This is a genomic window from Emticicia sp. GW821-FHT11C11 (assembly GCF_058808615.1).
The window spans coordinates 262446-286578 of the sequence record NZ_JBXARV010000004.1 but is presented as its reverse complement, the minus strand read 5'-3'; the positions used below and the strand labels follow the sequence as shown (position 1 = coordinate 286578).

The following is a 24133-nucleotide window of genomic DNA, read 5'->3' as shown; positions in this document are numbered from 1 at the left end:
GCCCGTTTTGTTATTTTTTATAAATATCTTAACCATTTATTGTCTTTGTGCTCTTCTTTATAATTGCCGTACCATTTGCATAAAGGATATAAGGCGATTACCAGGGCAATCCAGATCAGATAGACGTAACCGAGTATAAGACCGGACGGTTTTAGCGGTCTACCGAATTGAAAAGGCCCAAAGACGAAATCTTCATAGGTGAATCCCTGCATAAACAGCATGACGAACATGAGTAAATGAATGATATACCAATGAATAATATAATAAAACAAGGGTACTTTTCCATAAACAGATACAACTCTGGTAAAAGACCCGCGTTTACCGGCACTTACCGAAAGAATAAGGAAGCAGATGCCCAGTGTAATTAACGTGTAAAGTAAGGATGGGGGATACTTGGTAACATTCATGAATGACATGAAGGTCAACAATGTGGTTTCCTGCTCAGACCAGGGAATCGGGTCACCGTATAAATTGGTATATCTTAAGACTACAAATAAAAGAATTGAAAGGAATCCCAGCTGCAGTAAGATTGTTTTCCGTTTTCTGTGAGATTCCGTAAAGATGGTTCCACCAAAACCATAACCTAACAACATTATTCCTAACCAAGGAATAGGAGGGTATCCTACCGCAAAGGTGGTTGTGTCATTAACTAGGAATGATGAAAAACTGAATAAAGGCGCAAAATAAACATAAGGAGGCTCTGCAAATGGTAATAATCCCAAAAGATTATGCAAGAAAATAATGATTACGCCCAAGGTCAATATTATTTGTGGCCCTAATCTCATCAAAAACGAAAGAATGATGAATCCGAATCCAATCGCTCCTATTACCTGAAAGAAGAACATTCTAAACTTGAAGTCGAACCAGAGTGCGAAACCTATAACCGTAAACTCAAGAATTATTAACCACAACCCGCGGTTTCTTAAAAAACTCTGGCTTTCTTTTATATCAGTATTCCTGGCCGATAAATAAACAGAAACACCCGATAAAAATACAAAAGTTGGTGCACATAAATGAGTTATCCATCGTGTAAAAAACAGGCTGGGAGTAGTTACCGTCAAATCTGTTGGGTTAATACCAATGTGGAGTAAATCACGGGAGTGATCGAGTGCCATGATGATCATGACTAATCCGCGAGTAAAATCAATTGATTTAATTCTTCGCATCGTGGCTATAAGTTTATCAGGTTTTGGAGTGAATTGTACTTCCGAATCACAATTTCAGCATTAATTCTTTCCTAACAAAGGTTCTAACCGAATTTTGATTAAGTTTTGAGAAAATCGCAAGGGGCATCAGTGGATGCCGCTACCCAAGCTATTTTACAAACCCTCGATATTTGTGTAAATAAAGTTCGACTTATTACTGCCGGCATCTAGTATTTTAGTAGGCGCTTCAGAAGAAAGATAAACGGCTTTTCCACTACAATCAAACAGATGAAATATTACTCCACCGCTACCCAACATGAAATTGGTATAAAACAAAGGCACGTTATTAACCTTAATTACTGATACATAACCAATATAATTACCCTTGTGGGTTTTGTCTTTTTTGTCGGCCTCAGCTTTCTGAAGTAAATCATCGAACCACTGAACTGAAGGCTGCCCACAATAGCTTTGTGCTTTCTGTAGCGCATTGCTGGCGTCCAGCGATTGACTGTCGAAAGATTTATCCTTTTCGCAACTAAAGGCAAAAACCATCAGAATCAAAAATACTATTTGTTTCATAGTCATTAATCGTTTTGCTTTTTATATCCGATACTACAGAATTGTAAATATCTTAAAATCAGATTTTTATCAAAATAAGGCAGTAATTTAATGAAGTTCAAACAAAAACGAAAAACACTTATTTTATGGTCAGAAATTATAGAGCGATTGATAAAAACGATGTTTGTCCTTATCAATCGCTCTATTAAATATAATCACTACTTACCCTCAAAAACCTGATTTATTTCACAACGGGGAACGCCACGATTCTGATTTTGCTGCAACCGTAAGGTATCAGCGTGATGGTGTCTTCTTTTTTATCTACCTCTCCCTGATACACTCCTTCCCGGGTTGTAATGGGTTGTCTGGCAACACCTTCCACCAGTTTCCAGGCTGGAATCTTCTTTCCAACGGTTTTAATTTCTATCGGGGCATTGGTACTGTTCCATACAAAAGCATCCGACTGTGGTTTCACTGTCACTGTTGTGTTTTCTACTGTTTTCTGAATCACAGAACGTGGTAAACCGTAGTTCCAGTCGCTTTTGGGTTGTATATCATAATAAGTACCCTCTTCTTTTATTTCCTTTGTGGTCCAGTCTTCTTCAATTTTAAGGGCATATACCAGCGGGCCGCGCTCAATAGCTCTTGAGTTTTTTGCCCAGTTTGTAGTTGTAACAACCATAGGCAATTGCAGTGTCAGTTTGTCCCCGCTTTTCCATATACGCTTAATCCTCGCTATTTCTCCTCCTTGTTCTGTTTGTAATTTTTGTCCGTTAAGCAATAGGGTTGCTTCCTTACACCAGACAGGGATTCGTATTTCGAACGGAAAATCAACCGATTCCGGAGTATTGATGGTAAAGCTAATCTGGTCTTCAAACGGGTAATTGGTTTCTTCATCAATAGTTACCTGTGCGCCGTCACCAACTTTGGCTGTTATACTACTCGGTGCAAATAATAAGGCTGCCAGGCCTTTGTCTGGTGTGGCATACCAAAGATGCGAAGTAAACTTGGTCCAGCCCTGGTGCATATTGGCCGTGCAACAAGTATAACCGGCATAAGGGCCGAAAACATTGCACATGCCTCTCTGGAATGGCAATGAGAAATCGAACACGCCACGGCTTACCTGTACCTGATTGGCAATCTGAAAATATTGTCTTGAATTATAGTCATCAGTAGTTTGGGTAGGCAGGGCATTGTAGGTCATGCGTTCCAGCGCATCCATATAGGTTGGGTCTCCGGTTATACCTATCATTTGCTCCATAGAAAACATGGTTTCAACGATTGAGCAAAGCTCTATACCCTGTGTCGGGTCGTTGCCATGTAAATCTTCATCACCCGAGTACATGCCGTGTGGCAATCCATGCAATGTCATAATATCACTCCAGCCTGTTTTCAAGCTTTTCAATAATGCCGGATCCTTTTTGGCCTGATAATAGATAGCAGGCAGTTTAATGCCCATGCCGACGTTAACGGCGTGTCTGTCCATCCATTTTTCATCTGTCTGGTTTGAAGCAGCCTGCATTACCCAGTTACGTTTACCGAGCAGGTCAGTCCATGGTGTAGTTTGCTGATAGATTATATCGCCCAGCGCAAGCAGAAATTTTTCTCCGGTAAGATTATACAACCAATAGACCGACATCAGGTTGTCGCCACCGCGTGCCTGTGCCCATTCGGTCCATTTCACAAGCGGACAAGTTCTGAGATTCTGATATTGATACGCAAAATATTTGCTGAGGCACTGAATAACCCGTTTATCGTTTGTAGCAGTGTAATATTGTTGCAATACTTTAATCATCACCATCTTAGGCCACCAGTCTTCACCCTGATTACAATCTGATAAGGTTTTACCGGCTCTTTCATCTTTCGTAATGCCTCCTATGTATCCATTGGGTCGCTGGCTTTCAATTACCCAGTCAACATATTTCTGCACTTTTGTTTTCAGCGTTGCGTCATCAAGCAGATAGGCGAGCGGCAATGCTCCGTCGAGCCAGTAAGGGGTTTCTTCCCAGGCATCTCCTTTGCCACCTAACCAACCGTTGTCTTTCATGATTTTCGGATAGTACTCGTCCAGATGGCCGGTGGTTCCGTCTTTCATAATGGTCAATTGCTTGTGCAACCAGCCTTTAGGTTTTACAGCACCCAGCGGTAACTCAATATATTTCAGCGGCGCCAGTGGCGCTTTATTAGCAATGTAAAACGAGCTTTGTGCCTGCAGCTGACTGAATGTCAGACAAATGCACAGAGTACTCAATGTCTTTTTTATCATGGTGTTATGGTTGAATAGGTTGATAAATATCTCACCGAATGAATTCGGCGGCTATCTAAACAAAGGACTTATTTTTACATACCGACTTAAGTCGGTATTACAATAAATACAATGGTGTCGGATTGGCATTACGCTTCATTCGCTGTAATAATGCGAATCTCACCGAATGAATTCGGCGGCTATCTAAACAAAGGACTTATTTTTACATACCGACTTAAGTCGGTATTGCAGTAAATATCATATTGTTTCAAAAGTTACCGACCGGATTCATTCGCTGTAATAATGTGAGTCAATTTATTACTTCACAGTACGAATCACCTTCGAGAAATCGAGGTAACGGTATTTACCCAGCACACTTTGCTGTAAGATAAGCTCGTAAGAGCCGCCGTCAAAATTTGTTTTGGTTTTAATGGTCTCTATTTTTACTTCCGGCAGTTTCGGTGTATTTTTTTCGTTCAGCAATTCGTAAAAAACCCTACCGTTCATTGATGCCGGTATGGGCAGTTGATGCAAATGCAAAATAGTTGGCGCCAGGTCTACATTAGAAGTTGGCAAATTGCTTTCATAGGCTTTTTTGAAGCTTGGCCCATAAGCCAACAGGGCAATATGTACTTCGTAAGGACTTAAGCTTCCATGGCCTGCCACTCCTTTGGCGTAACTGGTACCGGTATAGCCTTTATCGTTTTTGTTGTCGTTCCAGTTATAATCTACCAGAATATCAGCTGTTCTGTCCGGGTGATTCCAATGGATAGACTCAAAAGAGAGTGTTCCCTGCACAATTCCCTGCTTATCACCAGCTTTGGCAGCTTTTGTGTAAATACCGCCTACCCATTCCTGCGATTGCAGACGATTGACTATCGTTTTAATTTTATCTTTGTCCTCCACATAAATAGCGCCCTCAGATACTATTACATCTTCGCTGTCCTTGCCTTGTTTCAATCCTTCTTTAATCAGGAAATCAACCACGTTCGTTTGGCCGATAAAGGTAGCAAAACCATGGTCAGCAGAAATCAGTATATTAAAATTATCAGTCAATTTTTTTTGTTCAATATCTGCCAGAATGCGACCAAACTGTTCGTCAACTACTTTGATAGATTCCATAGCATAGTCTGAACCAATGCCAAAGGTATGGGCAGCGCCATCAGGGTCTGTAAACCATACTGAACTTACCAATGGTCCGTCTAAAGTAATGCCATATTTTATAACCGCGTCTGCAATCCACCTATTTTGTTGTATGTTGGGCTTGGGTTTCACACTCGCCGGCACAGGGCCTACTTCGCTTAAAACCTTTGCTTCCAACGATTTCGGACGAATCATGCTTGTAGCGATAACCGCTCCACTACCAATCTTATGATTCTGCAAAAGCGCTGATCCTGTTGAACCTGAGCTAAAAACCATCATCTTTTTTCCCGCTTTAGTCAGTATTTCTCCCAGAGATATGGCGGTCAGTAGGTTTCCGTTTTCTGATTCGTTGATTTTATCCAGATTTTCGGCATCACCTGTGTTTAGCCCCTGCGTTTTATTTACTTTCGGGAAGTAAACCGTATTGCCCATTAATCCGTGGGTTTTAGAGTAGCTCCCTGTTGCATAAGAAGAGGCATTGACCCTGGTAACTGTCGGGAACACGCTGTGATGCTTTTTGCCATAAGAACCTTTTTTGCTGAAAGCATATAAATTCGGCATGATTTCAGGCGTAATGTAGTCGGGGCGCAAGCCGTCAAAAAATACTATCAGTGTTCTGAGTTCTTTTGCTTGTTGAGCGGTAGAAGTTGAATGAATAAACAATAAAAGAGAACAAACAATTGCTTGTCTGAGTAGAGATTTCATAGTAGGAATGGGTTTCAGATAATCAGATATAAAACCAGATAAGAGCCGGACGGCTATTCGCCTGATTCTTACACGCTAAAATACTTGATTAAAATGGATTAAGGCTACTTTTTGAAGTGAATTATCTGTTAATTTCATCAAAATCGCCCAGCCCTTCTCTGATCACCTCGAAGTCGTCGTCAATGGCCAGTACTACTGTCGATGCCACAATACCGCACCAGCCCCCATCTATGATGATATCGGCCTTTTCTTTGTTCTGGTCGTAGATAACTTCGATTTCGTTCGGATATTCGATGATGTCGTCGATGTCATCTTTTACAGATGTGGTAATGATCGGGTTGCCGAGCATTTCAATGATTTTCTGCGGGATCTCATGATCTGGTACCCTTACACCAATGGTTTTACGATTGGTCTGCATGATTTTGGGTAAATCGCCTGTTGCCGGAAGAATAAATGTGAATGGGCCGGGCAGTGCTCTTTTCATTAGCCGAAAAGCTGTATTTGAAACTTTGGCATAGGTAGCTATATTGCTGAGGTCATGACAAACAATTGAAAAATTGTTTTGCTGAGGTTTAATACCTTTAATTTTGCAAAGCCTTTCAACCGCTCTGTTGTTAAAGATATCGCATCCCATTGCATACACTGTGTCGGTAGGGTATACAACGATAGCCCCTTCTTTGAGGGCATCTACAACTTTACGAATCTTGCGCATATCCGGGTTATCCGGAAATATTTCTATGATTTCAGCAGACATATTTGCTTTAACAATTTGCGTTGGCGTTTCTATAAAACAAAAAGGTTCAAAGTAAAGTTTACTCTGAACCTTTTTACCAGACATCATTTATATCACTTCGTTTTTTTCTTTCCCTTTGAAGTTTGCGAATCTGCCGTTTTAGGGGCATTCAATTCAAAATAATCTACTGTCAGGCTGGCCAATGATTTTATTCCCAATGTGAACCCTGATTCGTCAATATAAAAATCAGGTGTATGGTGTGGGGCCGGGCTGGTTTGTCCTTTTGGTTTACCACCTAAAAAGAAGAAAAGACCCGGTACTTTCTGTTGAAAGAAACTAAAATCTTCTGCTCCGGTTTGTAAAGCCTGTACATTTACATTTTCTTTTCCGGCAATGGTTTCCAATGTACCTATCATTTTTCCGGTAAGGGTAGGGTCGTTGTAAGTTACCGGATACCCCGTTTCGATTTTAACCTCTGCCGATGCTCCTGCACTTGCTGCTATATTGGTGGTAATTTCGTTGATTCGTCTGTGTACCAACTGGCGCTGGTCAGGGGAGAAGGTACGAATGGTACCAATCATTTCAAGTGATTCAGGTATGATATTCTGACGGATACCTCCATGAATTGCACCCACTGTAACAATAGCCGGGTTTTCAGTAATGTTTACATTGCGGCTCACGATAGTTTGTAAACCCATTACAATCTGCGAAGCAGTAACGATAGGGTCAACGCCCGACCATGGGTTAGCGCCGTGTGTTTGTTTACCTTTCAGCTTAATGCCAAGTTGATCGACTGCGGCCATTGTTGCTCCATAACGGTAGCCAATTTTGCCAACCTCTGTAACCGAACTGATATGTAAACCAAAAATTGCATCTACCTTGGGATTTTCCATTACGCCTTCCAGTACCATCAGTTCAGCACCTGATTTGCCGTCTTTTAGCAATTTCGGGTCATATACGCCTTCTTCTGCCGGTTGAAAGATGAATTTTACGGTTCCAGACAGGTCATTTTTCATGGATGAAAGAATCTCGGCCACACCCATCAGCATAGCCACGTGTGAATCATGCCCACAGGCGTGCATCACACCGGTTTTCTGGCCATTGTATTCGGTCATTACCTTTGACTTAAACGGCACATCCACACGCTCGGTTACGGGTAGTCCATCCATATCTGCGCGCAATGCCACTACCGGGCCTGGTTTGCCACCTTTCAGAATACCCACCACTCCTGTTACTCCTACTTTTTCCTGCACTTCAATTCCTAATGAACGCAAATGATCGGCAACGATTTTAGACGTTCTGAATTCGAGATTACCCAATTCAGGATTTTCATGAAAATCTCTACGCCAGGTAATCACTTTTTTCTCTATAGCATCGGCACTTGCATTGATTTTAGGTTTTAATGCCGATTGTCCAACGGCCACGCTGCAGGAAGCGGCAAAGAGCGTAATCAGTAGTTTTCGCATTGATGAAATATAGTTTAGGTATTATTTAAATGAATTACTATTTAATGGCATTGTAGGCCTCAATCATTCTGTCGGTAGAAAGAATATCAGCGCCTTTGTTCACAAAGTCTTTATACAGATGATCACCATTTGCAGCTGTCATTTTATCGAGGTTACCCAATGTTCCGAGAATAGTGCAGATGCCTTTTTTATGTAAGAAATCGTTGAATTCCTTATTAGGTTCTCTGGTACCTATAAAAGCCACCATATTTTTGTCAGGAATACCTGCCTGTTGGTGTCTTTCATATTCTTTCTGGTCACGAATGGTAACAGATATCATCAGGTTAGGATCAAGCTCATATACTTTTCTTGCCTGATTGACGTCATAAGTAATTATTACACAGTATTCTTCGGCATGCATCTTTTTTACCATTGCCACTACCTTTTCAAATGGTGTATTTCGCTTCACGTCGAGCGTATAAATTACCTTATTTCTGCCCCATTTTAAAACCTCTTCAAGTGTTGGTATTTTATACTTTGTCAGTGTACCTGCATTATCTTTCAGATTTACATCTTTAAAATCGGCCCAATTCAGGGTTATGATTTTACCCTTGCCGGTAGTTGTCCTGTCGAGTGTATTGTCATGCATCATCATTAACACACTATCTTTGGTTATTTCAATATCACATTCAACAATGTTCGGAATTTTACTTGCCAGGAAAGCAAAAGACTCTATACAGTTTTCAGGATATCCGGGGATATCACCACCACCCCGATGGGAAGAAATCATGGGTTTAAAGCCAGGTGTATATTTCAAAAACTGAACTAAACCCTGCTTCGGTGCTTTTATGTAAGTTTTTTGCGGAACAGTGCGACACGACACCACAAAAAATAACAATACCAGATAGATAAATCTCATACGGATGTACTACAATATAATGTTTACTTATTGAAAAAATGCGAGCGACTCCTGCTCTGTCTGCTTCTGATAGGTAGTCAGAATATCTTTCGCGGTTATGAGTCCTTTTACGCCATAGACTAACATACAAACCGTTCCACCACTACCACCACCAGTTATTTTGGCTCCGTATACTCCTGATTTTATTCCTTTCGAATGGGCAATTTCAACCAGCGTATCGGTATGCTCATTACCCAAACCACATTTATTGTAGCTCTGATGTGACTGGTACATCAGTTCTCCCATCAGAGGCAGTAAATCCGGATAATTATGATTGTTAAGACTTTTGATCATTTCAATGAAAAGTCTTACCCGTTGGTTTTCATAAATAGGGTGCTCTGTACAGGCCTTAACGTTATAGTAAGTATCAGGCTTAACGTTTGCCAAAGGGTCGGTTACAGTGTTGTAATCAGTCAAAAAGTCTTTTCCATACATAGAACTCAATGTACGTTCAAATTTCATTTCGTACTGCGCCGGAGAAATATTGCTCAGAAAACCGGAATATGGCAAAAGGCTGTTCTGCCCTTTTTTCAAATCCTGTCTGGTTACTCCCAGTTTCTGGGCAATGATTGAATACCCCATAGATGCGGCAGTACGGACATCTCCATAACAGGTGCCGTTTACAGCATGAGAAACCCCGCTGTCAATACCTACAAAATAAAGATTCTCCGGTATTTTGATACTTGGAAAAACCTTATCGGGCTGACACAGAATAGGAAGCAGGTAATTGGCTTTACCCATATATGAGGTTAGTTGGTCCATAAGTCCGCAAGGAGCGCCTACTACCAGATTTTCTGCTTTTTGGGCAAGAATAGGCAGTTCTGTTCCGGTAAATTCTATTGAAAACAACTCCCCGATGGCTTTAAGTGTAGCTACCTCAATTGCTGCAGAAGAAGAGACTCCTTTACCAAAAGGTACTTCTGATTGTATCAGTATGTCTAGTCCACCTAATTTAGCGTTCTTTTCTTTTAATAAAACCAAAAAACAGCCAACTATATAAGACGCCCAGTCGCCACCTTCCAACTGATGTAAATACTGATGAGCTGCGGCATAGTCTTTGGGGAGATCGCCTAAGTCAATAAATATTTCGTTGTTTTCAGGTAAGTCAAGACTTTTGATGTGTAGCTGATTGTAATTTCTATGGCCAATTGTTACAGTAGCTTTTTCCTTAATTGGCATTTGTAATACCATTGAGCCTGAATAATCGGCGATTCCGCCCATTACATCTAAGCGGCCCGTTGAACTTGCACGAATTAAACTCTGACCAGAGCCAAAAAAATTCCGTAGATCCGGAGAACTGTTAGAACTGATTTCCATAGAATGTCGAAATGAAGCTGTCATGGCTAACATCTTCTTAAAATTGAGCTTACTTTATAATTTTTCAATAATAATGGCACTTGCGCCACCACCACCATTGCAGATGGCAGCAAGACCATACTTTCCTTTCCTTTGATTCAATACATTGATCAGGGTAGTCACGATTCTGGCTCCTGAACAACCCAACGGGTGCCCGATTGAAACGGCACCTCCAAATATATTTATTTTGTCGTATGTAATTCCTAATTCTTTACAAAATACAATGGGAACCACCGAAAAAGCCTCATTTACCTCAAAATAATCAATATCAGATATGCTAAGACCAGCTCTCTTCAATGCCTTTTGCGCAGCATGAACCGGTGAGGTTGTAAACCATTCAGGTTCCTGCTCGGCATCAGCATATGAAATGATTCTGGCCACGGGTGTTAAGCCTAAAGACGCCACAGATTCAGCTGAACTTAACACAAGTGCGGCGGCGCCATCATTAATGGTTGAAGCATTAGCGGCTGTAACGGTACCATCTTTGGTAAAAACCGGCTTCAATGTTGGTATTTTTTCAAAATTGACGTTTTTGTATTCTTCGTCTTCGGCCACCACTTTTATATTCCCTTTTTTATCTGTTACTTCTACAGGCGTTACTTCTTCCTGAAAGTATCCTTTCTGCCACGCTTCAGCCGAACGCTTGTACGATTGTATTGCAAATTCGTCTTGCTCTTGCCTGCTGATATTATATCTGGTAGCTGTGGTATCACCAAAACAACCCATAGCCTGAGGTTGATAGGCATCAGTAAGGCCATCTCTGGCCAGGCCGTCAATCAACACACTGTTTCCATAACCATAGCCGTATCTGGCTTTTTCAAGATAGAACGGAATCATCGACATGTTTTCCATTCCACCGGCTACTACCAGCTGGTTTTCTTTTAATTCTATAGACTGACTGCCAAAAATAATAGATTTCATGCCAGATGCACAAACTTTATTGATGGTCGTGGTATTGGTTTCAGGAGAAAGACCTCCATAAAGAGTTGCCTGACGCGCCGGAGCCTGCCCGACATTTGCCTGACAGACATTTCCGAAAAATACCTCGTCTATTCGGTCAGGAGCCACATTTGCCTTCTCTATTGCCGATTTAATGGCAACAGATCCCAGTCGTGTAGCAGGAACAGTAGATAATACGCCTCCAAAACTTCCGATAGGGGTTCTTACCGCAGAAATGATATAGGCTTTTTCCATTCGTTGTGAGTTAAAATAAAACTGTTACGGGCTAGGCCCCGTAACAGTTAACAAATATTATCTAAAATAATTTCACCAGCTTTTTTTCTTGTAACCGGCTATGGCATAATACAATATAAATAAGTATAGAGGCAACATAACTGCATAGGCCATCTGTGGGTCTTGGATGGCATCGGCTACAGCACCATATACTAATGGCAGAATAGCGCCACCGGCTATCATCATGATTAACCACGCAGAGGCTATTTTGGTAAACTTACCGAGCCCGTCTATTGCCAACGGCCAGATGGCAGGCCACATAATGGCATTGGCCAGGCCTAAAAAAGCAATACACATTACAGAAGTGAACCCGGTTGTAACCAATGCCAGCACTGTTACTATAACGCCAAGAATGGTCGATAATTTTAACCAGGTTTGTTGAGAAACATATTTAGGGATCAACACGATTCCCAATACATAACCCAGCATCATCAGCCATAGTGTATACGTACCAAATTCTTTGGCTTCGTCGGCCGGAAAACCTAATGAAATACCATAACTGATAATTGTGTCGCCGGCTATTACTTCAACACCTACATAACAGAACAATGTAATAAGCCCCAGAACCAGATTCGGGAAACCGAATACACTACTTTTGGTGCTGATTGCGCTTTGATCCAGACCTTCCTGTTCTTCGCTTACTTCCGGCAAACCTTTCGACAATTGAATCAAAACAGCAAGCACGATCAGTACCCCTGTCAGAATCAGATAAGGAACTACTACTTTATCGAGCTGGTCGGCCGCAGACGAAGCCGCACCTACAGCACCACCTGCCAGTAATATGCCACCAAAAACTTTCTGGCTGATGATACCCGCCGTTTTGTTGGCAATACCCATAAAGCTGATTCTTTGCGCAGCACTTTCTCTCGGCCCCAGAATGGTAGCGTAAGGGTTTGAAGCTGTCTGCAAAAGTGTAAGTCCGATACCAATGGTAAATAACCCAACCAGAAATAAAGGATAAGATTCTGTTTTGGCTGCAGGAACAAAAATTAAAGTGCCTATGGCCATGATACCCAACCCAATAGACATTCCTTTTTTGAAGCCCACTTTTTTCAGTACAAATGATGACGGAATAGCCATTATTGTATAAGAAATAAAGAAAGCGAATGTTACCAGATAAGAACTTGTGTTGCTCAGCCCGAATGCCTGCTTGAAGAAGGAAATCAGGGTTCCGTTTACCCAGGTGACAAATCCAAACACAAAAAACAGGATGCCAATCAGAATAAGAGGTCCGAGGTAGCTTTTATTATTTTGTTCCATAACAATAGGGTTAAGAATCAGTTTGCTGATTCGTCATATTAAATTTGTTCAGGTAATTGCTTCTGTTAATATTCGTCGTTCAGGCCGAATGTTCTTTTTCTTGATCGCCATTTACCTCTGGTGAAATCAGGAATTTCAACCGCAGAGCTTCCTCGTGCAATAGAAAGTTCTGACAGAGGGCTGATGGCACTCCAGGCGGCGGCGTCATACACATCAATCGGCGGAGCTACTTTTCTTTTGATTGACTCAATAAATGCACGGATAACGAAGAAGTCCATACCGCCGTGACCAGCATTTACGGCATCCTGCTCGAATCTTTTCCAGAGAGGATGGTCATATTCTTTCTGATAGTCGGCGAAAGGCTCCCATGCATCATGTTTTTTAGATACGCCATCCAGATATATCTGGTTGCCGTCGTTCATCCAGATTCCCTTGGTTCCCTGTGCTCTGAAACCCAGCGAATAGGGGCGGGGGCTGCTGGTATCGTGTATGATAACGATATTCTCGCCATTGGCACATTGAATAGTAGTTGTGACAATATCGCCCAATTTAAATTTCACCTTCGCATTCGGGTGGTTTTCACCGCCGTTTGCTACTATATAATTATGCAACCCACGTGCCTGCGTTGCCATTGAGGTGAGGTACAAGAACTGGTTGCCATAGTTAATGTCCATCCAGTGCGCTACCGGCCCCAGGCCATGCGTCGGGTAAAGGTCACCATTTCTGTCTACAGAATGCTGGGTTCTCCATTTGGCTTCGCTGATACCTTTCTCACCAAACTCTACACCTTTGCCATAAGCAGATTTACCATCGTTCAGTTTCACAAAGCGTAAATCGTGCTGATATCCGCAATGGCCATACAGCATTTCGCCAAACATCCCTTTGCGTACCATGTTCAGCACGGTCATTATATCACGTCGGTAACATACATTTTCAAGAATCATGCAGTGCGAACCTGTTTTTTCATAAGTATCTACCAGATCCCACGATTCCTGCAGAGTCACCGTAGCAGAAACTTCCACACCTGCATATTTTCCGGCTTTCATGGCTGCTATGGCCATAGGCACGTGCCATTCCCAGGGTGTCGCAATCACTATACCATCAATGTCATCTCTCTTCACCATGTTCTCAAAATCTTTCTCACCTTTGGTATAGGCAACTGGTAAAGCTTTGTTGAATTTCTGGAATATTTTGTTGGCTTCGGCAATTGAGTTTTTGTCGATGTCGCAGATGGCAGTCACTTCTACGTCTGGTCTGTACATAACCTGTTGCAGATGGGTTCTGCCTCGTAGTCCGACTCCTATGAAGCCTAGTCTTACTTTTTTATCATCAACGGGATTCTTTTTTACAATAAATGGCAGGCTTGAAGAGGCAAGGCTTGCACCAATAAAGTCGCGTCTATTCATAGTGAATGTTAAGGAGATTAGTTTGCAAAAAAATAGACTAATTATTCAATTTCAAAAGTTTAAGGTATAAATATTATTTTATTCGCCCGGCAATCGCTTATTTTTGTATGAAAATAACAGTGTGGACTTTGATGAGCGAAACCAATAAAAAACTTGACTACAGGCAGTTATCTGTTGACGAAGTGGGTGAGAACCATTTTTCTTCCAATCCGGAAACTCCGATTCGTGAAGATGCCTTTGAATTGGACGATGACACCAAGATTGAAATGATTGAGGGGCATTTCAGAGAGATTATGCACATACTCGGTCTTGACCTGCTCGATGAAAGCCTGAGAGGCACGCCACAACGGGTTGCCAAGATGTATGTAAAGGAAACATTCGCAGGCCTTAATCCTGAAAACAAACCTACGATGACGCTTTTCACCAACGATTATCATTATAACGAAATGCTGGTTGAAAAGAACATACAGTTTTATTCTAATTGCGAGCATCATTTTGTGCCTATTATCGGCAAAGCGCATATTGCGTATATTTCAGGCGGTAAGGTAATCGGGCTTTCGAAACTACACCGGATAGTGAATTATTATGCCCGCCGCCCGCAGGTACAGGAGCGAATGACCATGCAGATTGGAAATGCGCTAAAATCTGCTCTGATGACCGAAGATGTGGCCGTAATTATAGATGCAGACCACCAATGTGTGTCTTCTCGCGGTGTGGGCGACCAGACCAGCTCTACCATTACAGCGTTTTATGGCGGTGTGTTTAAACAGACCGAGAAAAAGGACGAGTTTTTAAAAGTTCTTGGTTTATAAGTAGTTGCATTGCTGAGTGTACATAAAAATAATTTGGCACAGCAAAAAACTTTATTTAGCTTGCACTGAAATTATAATCTATTTACTACCAGTTATCTACACTTAAGCCCCATGAAAAAAACACTCCGATTTATCGGCTATTTCCTATTGTTTGCCGTGGCAGTAATAGGAATTCTGCTAGCCTATGTCAAGTTTGCACTACCAAGCATTGATGCTCCCGAAGACCTTAAAGTTGAATCAACCCCTGAAAGAATTGAACGGGGCAGATACCTTGCCTACCATGTTACTGTTTGTATGGACTGCCACAGCTCGCGTGACTTTAGCACGTTCTCGGGGCCTTTGGTTGCCGGCTCAGACGGAAAAGGCGGTGAAGTGTTCGACCACCGTTTTGGTTTCCCGGGTACGTTCATTGCCAAAAACATTACACAGTATAACCTGAAAGACTGGACCGACGGTGAAATATACCGCGCCGTTACGTCGGGCGTAAAAAAAGACGGAAGCCCTATATTTCCGGTAATGCCTTATGTGTATTACGGACAAATGGATAAGGAAGACATCTACTCGATCATTGCTTTTGTGAAAACTCTGAAACCCATTGAAAACACCACCGCAGAGCCAAAGGCTGACTTTCCGATGAATTTTATCCTGAATACCATCCCTTCTGAACCTAATCATGGAAAACTACCTGACCCGGCCAATGAGGTAGCCTATGGTAAGTATCTGGTTTACAGCGCCGGATGTTTTGAGTGCCACACCAAACCTGACGACAAAGGTAAAAAAGTACCCGGAATGGACTTTGCCGGAGGATGGTCGTTTAATCTGGGTGATGGTAGAATAGTTACCTCTGCCAACCTGACACCTGACAAAGAAACGGGTATCGGCAATTATACCAGAGAAGCATTTGTGGCCAGATTTAAATCTTATGCCGACAGCACCTACAAAGTGCATAAAGTAGGCAAAGGAGAATTTAACACCCTGATGCCCTGGACCATGTACGCAGGCATGACCGAAAAAGACCTGGGTTCTATTTATGAATACCTCAGATCGGTTAAGCCAATCAAAAATCCGATTGAGAAATTTGTTTACAAGCCGTAATTACAGATTTTGAATATAGTCAAAAATGGTAATCTTGCGGGGTTACCATTTTTTGTTTACAGCTTGTTGTATTTCTACTCTCTGAATAACAATTTCACAAATACCTGAACAAATTTTGCCATTTATCAACAAAAAAGTTTTAGGTTTAGTGAAGTAATATACCTTTGGCTTATTATTCTTAATTAAACGTTTCAACACTATGAATATCATCATTATTGCGGTTGTCATTATTGTTATTCTGTACTTATCGGTAGTGATAGTGCAGCAGGGCAATGTGGCAGTTATTACAGTTTTCGGTAAGTATCAGCGGATCATGACACCGGGTCTTAATTTCAAGATTCCGTTTATAGAATACGTATTCCGTACCATTTCTATCCAGAACCGCTCAGCAGAACTGCAGTTTCAGGCCATTACTAACGACCAGGCCAATGTATACTTTAAAGCCATGCTTTTGTATACCGTAACCGACCAGCAGGAGGAATCGATTAAAAATGTGGCCTTTAAATTTATAGACCAGGCCAACTTTATGCAGGCACTGGTACGGTCGATAGAGGGCTCCATCCGTAGTTTTGTAGCTACCAAAAAACAGGCACAAATTTTAGGTCTGCGTACCGAGATTGTGTCAGACGTAAAAGAAAACCTTGACCACATTCTGTTGGGCTGGGGGTATCACCTCATTGATCTGCAAATTAATGACATTACTTTTGATGACGAAATTGTGAAGTCTATGTCGAAGGTGGTTGCGTCAAACAACCTGAAAGCAGCTGCTGAAAACGAAGGGCAAGCCTTGTTGATTACCAAAACAAAGGCAGCAGAAGCCGATGGGAATTACATCAGGATTCAGGCAGAAGCACAACGCGAGGCGTCTCGTCTGCGTGGACAAGGTCTGGCGCAATTCAGAGAAGAGGTAGCCAAAGGTATGGCAATAGCTGCTATCGAAATGGATAAGGCAAAGCTTGATTCGTCGCTGATTCTGTTTTCACTCTGGACAGAATCATTGAAGGATTTTGCTCAGGAAGGCAAAGGAAACGTGATTTTCCTTGACGGCTCAGTAGAAGGCATGGAACGAACCATGAAACAAATGATGGCCATGCAGCAGAAAGATGCCAACGAAAAAGAGAAAATTGGCAAAAAATAAGATTGAGGCATCAGGGGAGTGGTTCATGCTCCCCTGATACATCAGAATATATCGTAAATCAGTTTCATGCCGATGCCGATGAATACTATTCCTGAGAAATACTTGACCCGTTGAATAGTATTGTTATTCATTCTGCTTTTTATTTTATCGGCAAAAATGGCAAAGCCGGATTCCATCACGAAAATTATTACAACACAAGTGGTGAAGAAGGCGGTTTCGTCGTACGTATCATATTTATAGCCCTTCAATGTAGCTGAAACGACCATCCATGAAATAAAGTTGACGGGGTTAATGACATTCAGCAAAAAACCCTTACCGAAAAAATAGAAGAACCTTGCCAGCTTAAAGTCTTGTATACTGGTTGCCGGTTTAGTATTTCTGAATTGCGAAATGCCCAAACCAACCAGCAGCAAAGAGCCTAATACTCGTGAAATAGTGGCAAAATGCGGAATATCAGGTAAAAACGAAGTTCCCAGAAAAGCAATGGCGATCATGATGATATCGCCGAATACTACTCCCAAAGATATTTTTACCCCGGCCATATAACCGTAGTCTATGCTGGTCTGAATGAGCGCAAAAAAAACACTCCCGAATCCGAAACTCAGTACTACTCCGGTCATAAAGCCTAAAGAAATCGCTTCAAGCATATTGGTGTTGTTTTTAGATTATTGTTACAATTGATCCGGGAATTTCAATAGCATGGTTTTTAATATACCGGCTACACTGATGGAATCGGTAATTTTGTCTTCCATTACCATCTGATATGCCTTTTTTACAGAAACCTTTTTGATCTGTAATTGTTCGGTTTCTTCAGGTTGGCTGGTGGTTTGTGTAAGCCCCTCTGCCATATATATATAGGATACCTCATTACAAACAGAATTAGACGTATGTAGTTTTGATATTATGGTCCATTTCTCAGCTTTCAGGCCAGTTTCTTCGAGAAGTTCCCTTTTTGCCGATTCAAGTATGTCTTCGCCTTCAGGGCTACCACCTTCTGGTATTTCCCACGAATACTCCTCAATCGGGAATCTGTATTGACCCACCAGCCAGGTGTTACCTTCTTCGTCAACAGGTACAATACCAATGGCAATGTTCTTAAAATGAACACTACCATATATACCTTTACCGCCACTCGGATTCAGTACATTCTGATGCAGCACTTTTATCCAGTTGTTGTCGTATTTTACCTCCGTGTCAAGAACTGTCCAGGGATTTATATTTTCATTCATAAGCGCGAAAATATAACTTTTTGTGTTAGCTTAAAAATTACCTTTAAAAATCGTCTCCGGCTGTGGGTTTAATGTATCCGAAAAAACAATCAATATTTTTCAAGACAGACCTCATGGCAATTTGTTCATTTTTTTCTTCCAAATATACTTTTAATACTTTCAATACTTTTTTTGAATATAGAATAAGTACAATTTGTGCAATGCCGCCGGGTTTCCTGCGATTCAATTTCTGTTGAAAAGGAGGGATGATTTTCTGTTTTTTCCAAGCCATTTGTCTAGACAAGTAAGTGTCATGTTGACACTTTTTATAAGTCCGAAAACCAAAGGCGTTATTATAATATTTTCGCTCAGTTTAACCGATTTAAAACGTTTGCATAAAAATTTATTCAAATTTATTAGGGCACTATTTTTATATTTACTCTTAATATAATACTATTGTAATGTTTTTAATATTGCATTCATCCCTAACAGATTCAGTAAATTCTTTTTCGACCTAAACAGGAAATTTTTACCCTAAAATTCTCCTTCGGACGTATAAACTAAGAACGCGAACCTCTAGATTCGAATCGTAATATTATCACGTTTTTTTATTAACCTAATTTTATATTTTTTTTCATGAAACAATCCTACTCTGTTCCTATCAGGGCGAGAGCACTGATCATGCTGTTCTTCATTCTCGGGACTACCGCATTCGCTCAAAGAAAAATCACTGGAAAAGTTCTTGACGGTGAAGCACAAATGGGGCTTCCGGGCGTTACAGTTCTCCTCAAAGGTGGTACAAAAGGTACTTCGACTGATGCCAGTGGTAATTATTCGTTGGAAGTTCCTCAAAATGGTGGAACGCTTGTTTTCTCGTCTATTGGTTATGAAACCAAAGAAGAAGTTATCGGAAACCGCTCAGAAGTTAATGTCTCATTAGTTTCTGATACTAAAGCCCTTAATGAGGTGGTAGTAACCGGTTACGCTTCTCAACGTAAAAAAGACATTACGGGTGCTGTAACTGTTGTGGGTGCAAAAGAATTGACTGCTACCCCTACCGCCAGCGTAACCCAGATGTTACAAGGTAGAGCATCGGGTGTAACTGTTGGTAACGACAACTCACCGGGTGGTGGTACAATGGTTCGTATCCGTGGATTCGGTTCTGTTAACAACAACAGCCCTTTGTATGTAATTGATGGTGTGCCAACACAAGGTACGCTTAACCAGATTAACCCTAACGATATTGAGTCGATGCAGGTATTGAAAGATGCCTCTGCGGCTTCAATTTATGGTGCTCGTGCGTCTAACGGGGTTGTGATCATCACAACCAAAAAAGGTAAACCGGGTGAACCAAGCTTTTCGTTCGATTTTTACACAGGTACACAAAAACCTGGTAAAATGCTTGACCTGTTGAATACTAAAGAATTAGGTGAGTATCTATACCGTGCTGATCTTGGTGCAGGTAAAAGCCCATCGGTTACTTCTCCATCAGTTCAATACAAATTCGGCCCTAATGGTGAGCAAACTGTTGCTGACTATATTTATCCGAACGTTTACGGTACTTTGCCTGCCAATTATACTTATACTAATGATATCGCCGACCCTAACCTGGGTAAAACTGCCTTCAACATTACAAAAGCAAACAAAGAAGGTACTAACTGGCAGGATGTAATCTTCGATCCGGCTCCGATTTCAAACTTCCAGATTGGTGCTACAGGTGGTAGTGCAAATGCTAAGTATGCAATCTCTGCTAACTACTTCAAACAAGGTGGTATTCTAAGATATACTAAATATGATAGATATTCGGTAAGAGCTAACACTGAATTCAAAAAAGGAAGATTCACTTTGGGTGAGAACTTGACTGTATCTTATGATGAAAGACAAGGTATCACAAACAACGATGAGTCTAACCCTATTATGTTTGCTATTCGTGTTCACCCTATCATTCCGGTGTTTGACATCACAGGTGGCCCTGCAGAATTGGGTGGTACTAACAGCTCTCCTTACAATGGTTTTGCCGGTAGTAAAGGTGTTAACCTTGGTAACGCACCTAACCCATTGGCGAGATTGTATCGTGAAAAAGACAATATCACAAAAGGTACGCACATTTTCGGTAACGTATTTGCTGAGCTAGACATCATTCCTGGTTTGAAAGCCAGAACAAGTCTGGGTCTTGAGTACAACCAATCTAACAGATCGGAGTATTTCCACCGTGATATTGAAGCTGCTGAAGCAAGAGCTGCAAACAGCTTGAACGTTATCAATAACTACGACAGATCAGTAACCTGGTTCAACACACTGAACTATAACAAAGAAATTGGTGCTCATACGTTCAACGTTTTGGTTGGTACTGAGGCCGTTACTACTTATGGATTTGGTTTCCAGGCTAACAGAAGTGGTTTTGCATTTGATGATTTAGAGTATCGTTACCTTGATGCAGGTTCGGCTTCTGGTCTGAACAACTCAGGTGGTGGTGCTACTATCACTGCTTTGTTCTCGCAATTCGGTAAAGTAAACTATGCTTATAAAGATATTTATCTGGCCGATTTCACTCTTCGTCGTGATGGTTCTTCTCGTTTCTCATCTGCTAACAGATACGGTATCTTCCCTGCATTCTCGGTTGGGGTACGTCTGTCTGAATATGCATTCATGAAAGACCTGAAATTTGTGAACGACATGAAAGTGCGTTTAGGCTGGGGTAAAACCGGTAACCAGTTGATTCCGATCGTTTACAATGCCTATACCCAATATGCATCTGACCCTATCAGAAATGCTTACGATATTAACGGTACAGGTACTTCAATTGTGGGTGGTTTCGACCTTGTTCAGTTCGGTAACCCGAATGGTAAATGGGAAACAACTACTTCTACTAACATCGGTTTAGATGCGGTGTTGTTTAATAGCAAACTTGAGTTTGTATTAGACCTTTACAAACGTGTTACGTCAGACATGTTAACTCAGATTGCTATTCCTAGAACATCAGGTACTGGTACAATCCCTTACACTAATATTGGTGAGGTACAAAATAAAGGTTTTGATATCGGCTTAAACTACAGAGACAAAGCAGGTGATTTCCGCTACACTGTTGGTGTTAACTTTGGTCACTACAAAAATGAAGTGCTTAAGCTGAACAATGACCCGAACGCCACTTTATTTGGTTTCGCTACCCGTCTTCCTGCCATTTCTGCTACCAAAGCAGGTTTGCCAATTGCCAGCTACTATGGTTATATTGTTGATGGTGTAATTAAAGATGATGCTGAAGCTGCTGCTGCTCCTAAATTTGGTTCTTACACCAGAGCAGGAACATTCAAGTTCAGAGATATCAATGGTGACGGTGTAATTACAGCTGCCGACAGAACTATCATAGGAAATCCTCACCCTGATTTCACTTATGGTGTTAATGTTAACTTAGGTTATAAAAACTGGGATCTGACCTTGTTTGCACAAGGTGTTCAAGGTAATGAAATATTTAACTACGTTAGATACTGGACCGACTTTAACACTTTCCAAGGTAACAGATCAAAAGATATGTTGTATAACTCTTGGCAAAAATCAGGCGATGTGGCTAAACTTCCTCGCTTGAACTCAGGTGACGCAACCAGCCAACAGATATCATCTTACTTCATTGAAGATGGTTCATTCCTACGCTTGAAAAACGTACAGCTAACTTACAGCATACCAACCACTTGGATTAAGAAAATTGGTTTAGGCAGTGCCCAGGTATATGTACAAGGTCAGAATATGCTAACCTTTACCAAATACTCAGGTCTTGATCCAGACATTAACTTGAGAAGATCTGGAGAAGCTAACCAGGATATCCACATGGGTATCGATGAAGGAGCTTATCCTGTTGCAAAATCATACTTAGTAGGTCTGCGTTTAGGATTCTAATTACTATTAAAAACATTGACAAAAAAAGAATGAAAAAATCATTAATTATAGCACTATTAGTCGCAACAAACTTTGCCTGTTCAGACGAGTTTTTCGACATAAAACCGCAAGGCCGTGCCTCACAGGCGCAGCTTAAAACCAAGAACGGTGTTACTGCACTTTTGATTGGCGCTTACTCTTTGCTGGATGGTGTGGGTTCTGGTAATACAGGCCGTACTTCAACTGCATCTAACTATGTATTTGGTGGTGTTGCGTCAGATGATGCGGTTAAAGGTACTGATGCCGGTGACCAACCTGAGCAATCGTTTATTGAACAGTATAACTGGTTGTCTGATAACACTTATTTTCTTGGAAAATGGTGGGGTATGTATGATGGCGTAGCTCGTGCTAACGAAGTAATTCAAATCGTTGCAAGTCCTGAAATTAAGGATATGACCGACGCTGAAAAAACTCAGGTAATTGCTGAAGCACGTTTTTTAAGAGGCTACTATCACTTTGAGTGTAAGAAAATGTGGAACAAAGTTCCGTATATTGATGATAAAATCTATATTGCGGATGATCCTAGTTCTACCAAAATACCTAACACTGAAGACATCTGGCCTAAAATTGAAGGTGATTTCAATTTCGCAGCACAAACTCTTCCGGCTGTACAGTCTCAAAAAGGTAGAGCAACACAATGGGCTGCCAAAGCATTCTTAGCGAAGGCTTATGTGTTCCAGAAAAAATGGGCTCCTGCCAAAGTTTTGTTGGAGGATATATTGAAAAACTCTGGCAAAAAATTGATGACTAACTATCATGATAATTATAGAAATACCACTAACAATAATGCAGAGTCTATCTTTGAAGTGCAGTTTTCTATAAATGATGGTACCAACGGTGATAACGGTAACGCTGGTGATAACCTTAACTGGCCTTATGCATCAACAGGACCTGGTAGAGGATGTTGCGGTTTCTATCAACCGTCTCACAACCTGGTTAATGCTTTCAAAACTAATGCCGATGGTTTACCATTAATCGGTTCAGCTGCTGACGGTTCTGGCGATACTTACAATCAGGTTGATTTACCAAATGATCAGGGTATCGCAGCAGGTACTGCTTTCACGCTTGACAAATCAATTCCTGTTGATCCAAGATTAGACTGGACAGTTGGCCGCAGAGGTGTTAATTTCCTTGACTGGGGTGGAATGCCTGGTTCTACCTGGGTTCGTGACCAGACATATGCTGGGCCGTTCACTGGTAAAAAATGGATGTATTATCTGGCTGAAGAAAACAGTTCTACGCACTCAACCAACAAACGTAGTGTAAACAATAACTTCAGAGTAATTAAATTGTCATCTGTAATTCTATGGTTGGCAGAATGTGAAGTTGAATTGGGTAACCTGGATGCAGCTGAAGGATTGGTTAACCAGATTCGTAACCGTGCTAAAACCGGTTCGGTTCAGGATGCTTCTGTTACTTACAAAGTTGAGCCTTATACTACAGGAACCTTTACTTCTAAAGGAGCTGATTTTGCAAGAAATGCCGTTCGTATGGAAACTCGTTTAGAGTTCGCTATGGAAGGTCACCGTTTCTTCGACCTTGTACGTTGGGGTATTGCAGATAAAGTATTGAACAAATATGCTGCAGAAGAAGCAGTTTCAGGTAAAGAACCATCTGGAAGAACTTTCGTTAAACGTGGTTACATGGCTGGTAAAACATTTACCGCTCCAAAAAATAATTACTATCCGCTTCCTCAGGATGAAATCCTGAACAGCCAGAAAGACGGTAAGGCCGTTCTGGTTCAGAATCCAGGATATTAATTC

19 protein-coding genes are annotated in these 24133 nt (G+C 41.3%); 5 read left to right on the top strand and 14 right to left on the bottom strand.

Annotated elements, in window-relative coordinates; translation table 11 throughout:
• Positions 1 to 17: 17 nt before the first annotated feature.
• The 11 genes from AC1RRY_RS21010 to AC1RRY_RS20960 form a co-directional block, all read right to left on the bottom strand.
• Positions 18 to 1166 (bottom strand): acetyltransferase domain-containing protein, encoded by a 1149-nt coding sequence (locus tag AC1RRY_RS21010; RefSeq protein ID WP_492823370.1) that lies wholly within the window; start codon positions 1164 to 1166, stop codon positions 18 to 20.
• Between the two features lie 153 nt (positions 1167 to 1319).
• Positions 1320 to 1724, bottom strand: coding sequence for a hypothetical protein (locus tag AC1RRY_RS21005; RefSeq protein ID WP_492823372.1), 405 nt, complete (start codon positions 1722 to 1724; stop codon positions 1320 to 1322).
• Positions 1725 to 1944: 220 nt separating this feature from the next.
• Positions 1945 to 3969, bottom strand: a complete 2025-nt coding sequence (locus AC1RRY_RS21000; protein WP_492823374.1) for a beta-L-arabinofuranosidase domain-containing protein — start codon at positions 3967 to 3969, stop codon at positions 1945 to 1947.
• Positions 3970 to 4266: 297 nt separating this feature from the next.
• Entirely contained in the window at positions 4267 to 5796 is a 1530-nt protein-coding gene (locus AC1RRY_RS20995; RefSeq protein WP_492823376.1) for an alkaline phosphatase family protein, read from the bottom strand.
• Positions 5797 to 5917: 121 nt separating this feature from the next.
• Positions 5918 to 6550: an L-threonylcarbamoyladenylate synthase gene (locus tag AC1RRY_RS20990; RefSeq protein WP_492823378.1), complete on the bottom strand. Its 633-nt coding sequence runs from the start codon at positions 6548 to 6550 to the stop codon at positions 5918 to 5920.
• Positions 6551 to 6642: 92 nt separating this feature from the next.
• The gene (locus AC1RRY_RS20985; protein WP_492823380.1) at positions 6643 to 7995 is read right to left on the bottom strand and encodes an amidohydrolase; all 1353 of its coding nucleotides are present in this window, start codon (positions 7993 to 7995) and stop codon (positions 6643 to 6645) included.
• A 37-nt stretch (positions 7996 to 8032) separates the two neighbouring features.
• Entirely contained in the window at positions 8033 to 8893 is an 861-nt protein-coding gene (locus AC1RRY_RS20980; RefSeq protein WP_492823382.1) for a glycerophosphodiester phosphodiesterase family protein, read from the bottom strand.
• 27 nt (positions 8894 to 8920) lie between these two features.
• A complete protein-coding gene (locus AC1RRY_RS20975) occupies positions 8921 to 10273 on the bottom strand; it encodes a galactokinase (RefSeq protein ID WP_492823384.1) in 1353 nt (450 codons plus the stop codon).
• Between the two features lie 30 nt (positions 10274 to 10303).
• The gene (locus AC1RRY_RS20970; RefSeq protein ID WP_492823386.1) at positions 10304 to 11482 is read right to left on the bottom strand and encodes a thiolase family protein; all 1179 of its coding nucleotides are present in this window, start codon (positions 11480 to 11482) and stop codon (positions 10304 to 10306) included.
• A gap of 72 nt (positions 11483 to 11554) precedes the next feature.
• Complete coding sequence (locus tag AC1RRY_RS20965; RefSeq protein ID WP_492823388.1) at positions 11555 to 12781, bottom strand: sugar MFS transporter; 1227 nt, start codon at positions 12779 to 12781, stop codon at positions 11555 to 11557.
• Between the two features lie 65 nt (positions 12782 to 12846).
• Positions 12847 to 14187, bottom strand: a complete 1341-nt coding sequence (locus AC1RRY_RS20960) for a Gfo/Idh/MocA family protein (protein ID WP_492823390.1) — start codon at positions 14185 to 14187, stop codon at positions 12847 to 12849.
• Between the two features lie 131 nt (positions 14188 to 14318).
• On the opposite strand from AC1RRY_RS20960, the gene folE reads away from it, so the two are divergent.
• The 3 genes from folE to AC1RRY_RS20945 all read left to right on the top strand — a co-directional run bounded on the left by folE (position 14319) and on the right by AC1RRY_RS20945 (position 17232).
• Complete coding sequence (gene folE, locus AC1RRY_RS20955) at positions 14319 to 14999, top strand: GTP cyclohydrolase I FolE (RefSeq protein WP_492823802.1); 681 nt, start codon at positions 14319 to 14321, stop codon at positions 14997 to 14999.
• A 111-nt stretch (positions 15000 to 15110) separates the two neighbouring features.
• Complete coding sequence (locus AC1RRY_RS20950; RefSeq protein WP_492823392.1) at positions 15111 to 16094, top strand: c-type cytochrome; 984 nt, start codon at positions 15111 to 15113, stop codon at positions 16092 to 16094.
• A gap of 199 nt (positions 16095 to 16293) precedes the next feature.
• Positions 16294 to 17232: an SPFH domain-containing protein gene (locus AC1RRY_RS20945; protein WP_492823394.1), complete on the top strand. Its 939-nt coding sequence runs from the start codon at positions 16294 to 16296 to the stop codon at positions 17230 to 17232.
• A 41-nt stretch (positions 17233 to 17273) separates the two neighbouring features.
• Here the strand turns inward: AC1RRY_RS20945 and AC1RRY_RS20940 are convergent, their stop codons facing one another.
• The 3 genes from AC1RRY_RS20940 to AC1RRY_RS20930 are packed head-to-tail and all read right to left on the bottom strand — an operon-like array spanning position 17274 to position 18732.
• Positions 17274 to 17879, bottom strand: a complete 606-nt coding sequence (locus tag AC1RRY_RS20940; RefSeq protein ID WP_492823396.1) for a LysE family translocator — start codon at positions 17877 to 17879, stop codon at positions 17274 to 17276.
• 24 nt (positions 17880 to 17903) lie between these two features.
• The gene (locus AC1RRY_RS20935) at positions 17904 to 18461 is read right to left on the bottom strand and encodes an NUDIX domain-containing protein (RefSeq protein WP_492823398.1); all 558 of its coding nucleotides are present in this window, start codon (positions 18459 to 18461) and stop codon (positions 17904 to 17906) included.
• 43 nt (positions 18462 to 18504) lie between these two features.
• Positions 18505 to 18732: a hypothetical protein gene (locus AC1RRY_RS20930; RefSeq protein ID WP_492823400.1), complete on the bottom strand. Its 228-nt coding sequence runs from the start codon at positions 18730 to 18732 to the stop codon at positions 18505 to 18507.
• Positions 18733 to 19076: 344 nt separating this feature from the next.
• Between AC1RRY_RS20930 and AC1RRY_RS20925 the strand changes: the two genes are divergently transcribed.
• Both AC1RRY_RS20925 and AC1RRY_RS20920 read left to right on the top strand, forming a co-directional pair.
• Positions 19077 to 22331: a SusC/RagA family TonB-linked outer membrane protein gene (locus AC1RRY_RS20925; protein ID WP_492823402.1), complete on the top strand. Its 3255-nt coding sequence runs from the start codon at positions 19077 to 19079 to the stop codon at positions 22329 to 22331.
• Between the two features lie 29 nt (positions 22332 to 22360).
• The gene (locus tag AC1RRY_RS20920; protein WP_492823404.1) at positions 22361 to 24130 is read left to right on the top strand and encodes a RagB/SusD family nutrient uptake outer membrane protein; all 1770 of its coding nucleotides are present in this window, start codon (positions 22361 to 22363) and stop codon (positions 24128 to 24130) included.
• The last annotated feature ends 3 nt before the right edge of the window (positions 24131 to 24133 follow it).

What these genes read in the sequence shown, in the direction of transcription:
- AC1RRY_RS20930 (WP_492823400.1), bottom strand. Translation starts at nt 18,732, where the DNA reads ATGGCTTGGAAAAAACAGAAAATCATCCCTCCTTTTCAACAGAAATTG.
- AC1RRY_RS21000 (WP_492823374.1), bottom strand. Translation starts at nt 3,969, where the DNA reads ATGATAAAAAAGACATTGAGTACTCTGTGCATTTGTCTGACATTCAGT.
- AC1RRY_RS20920 (WP_492823404.1), top strand. Translation starts at nt 22,361, where the DNA reads ATGAAAAAATCATTAATTATAGCACTATTAGTCGCAACAAACTTTGCC.
- AC1RRY_RS20965 (WP_492823388.1), bottom strand. Translation starts at nt 12,781, where the DNA reads ATGGAACAAAATAATAAAAGCTACCTCGGACCTCTTATTCTGATTGGC.
- AC1RRY_RS20950 (WP_492823392.1), top strand. Translation starts at nt 15,111, where the DNA reads ATGAAAAAAACACTCCGATTTATCGGCTATTTCCTATTGTTTGCCGTG.
- AC1RRY_RS20945 (WP_492823394.1), top strand. Translation starts at nt 16,294, where the DNA reads ATGAATATCATCATTATTGCGGTTGTCATTATTGTTATTCTGTACTTA.
- AC1RRY_RS21005 (WP_492823372.1), bottom strand. Translation starts at nt 1,724, where the DNA reads ATGAAACAAATAGTATTTTTGATTCTGATGGTTTTTGCCTTTAGTTGC.
- AC1RRY_RS20980 (WP_492823382.1), bottom strand. Translation starts at nt 8,893, where the DNA reads ATGAGATTTATCTATCTGGTATTGTTATTTTTTGTGGTGTCGTGTCGC.
- AC1RRY_RS20960 (WP_492823390.1), bottom strand. Translation starts at nt 14,187, where the DNA reads ATGAATAGACGCGACTTTATTGGTGCAAGCCTTGCCTCTTCAAGCCTG.
- AC1RRY_RS20990 (WP_492823378.1), bottom strand. Translation starts at nt 6,550, where the DNA reads ATGTCTGCTGAAATCATAGAAATATTTCCGGATAACCCGGATATGCGC.
- AC1RRY_RS20970 (WP_492823386.1), bottom strand. Translation starts at nt 11,482, where the DNA reads ATGGAAAAAGCCTATATCATTTCTGCGGTAAGAACCCCTATCGGAAGT.
- folE (WP_492823802.1), top strand. Translation starts at nt 14,319, where the DNA reads ATGAGCGAAACCAATAAAAAACTTGACTACAGGCAGTTATCTGTTGAC.
- AC1RRY_RS20935 (WP_492823398.1), bottom strand. Translation starts at nt 18,461, where the DNA reads ATGAATGAAAATATAAATCCCTGGACAGTTCTTGACACGGAGGTAAAA.
- AC1RRY_RS20975 (WP_492823384.1), bottom strand. Translation starts at nt 10,273, where the DNA reads ATGACAGCTTCATTTCGACATTCTATGGAAATCAGTTCTAACAGTTCT.
- AC1RRY_RS20995 (WP_492823376.1), bottom strand. Translation starts at nt 5,796, where the DNA reads ATGAAATCTCTACTCAGACAAGCAATTGTTTGTTCTCTTTTATTGTTT.
- AC1RRY_RS20985 (WP_492823380.1), bottom strand. Translation starts at nt 7,995, where the DNA reads ATGCGAAAACTACTGATTACGCTCTTTGCCGCTTCCTGCAGCGTGGCC.
- AC1RRY_RS21010 (WP_492823370.1), bottom strand. Translation starts at nt 1,166, where the DNA reads ATGCGAAGAATTAAATCAATTGATTTTACTCGCGGATTAGTCATGATC.
- AC1RRY_RS20940 (WP_492823396.1), bottom strand. Translation starts at nt 17,879, where the DNA reads ATGCTTGAAGCGATTTCTTTAGGCTTTATGACCGGAGTAGTACTGAGT.
- AC1RRY_RS20925 (WP_492823402.1), top strand. Translation starts at nt 19,077, where the DNA reads ATGAAACAATCCTACTCTGTTCCTATCAGGGCGAGAGCACTGATCATG.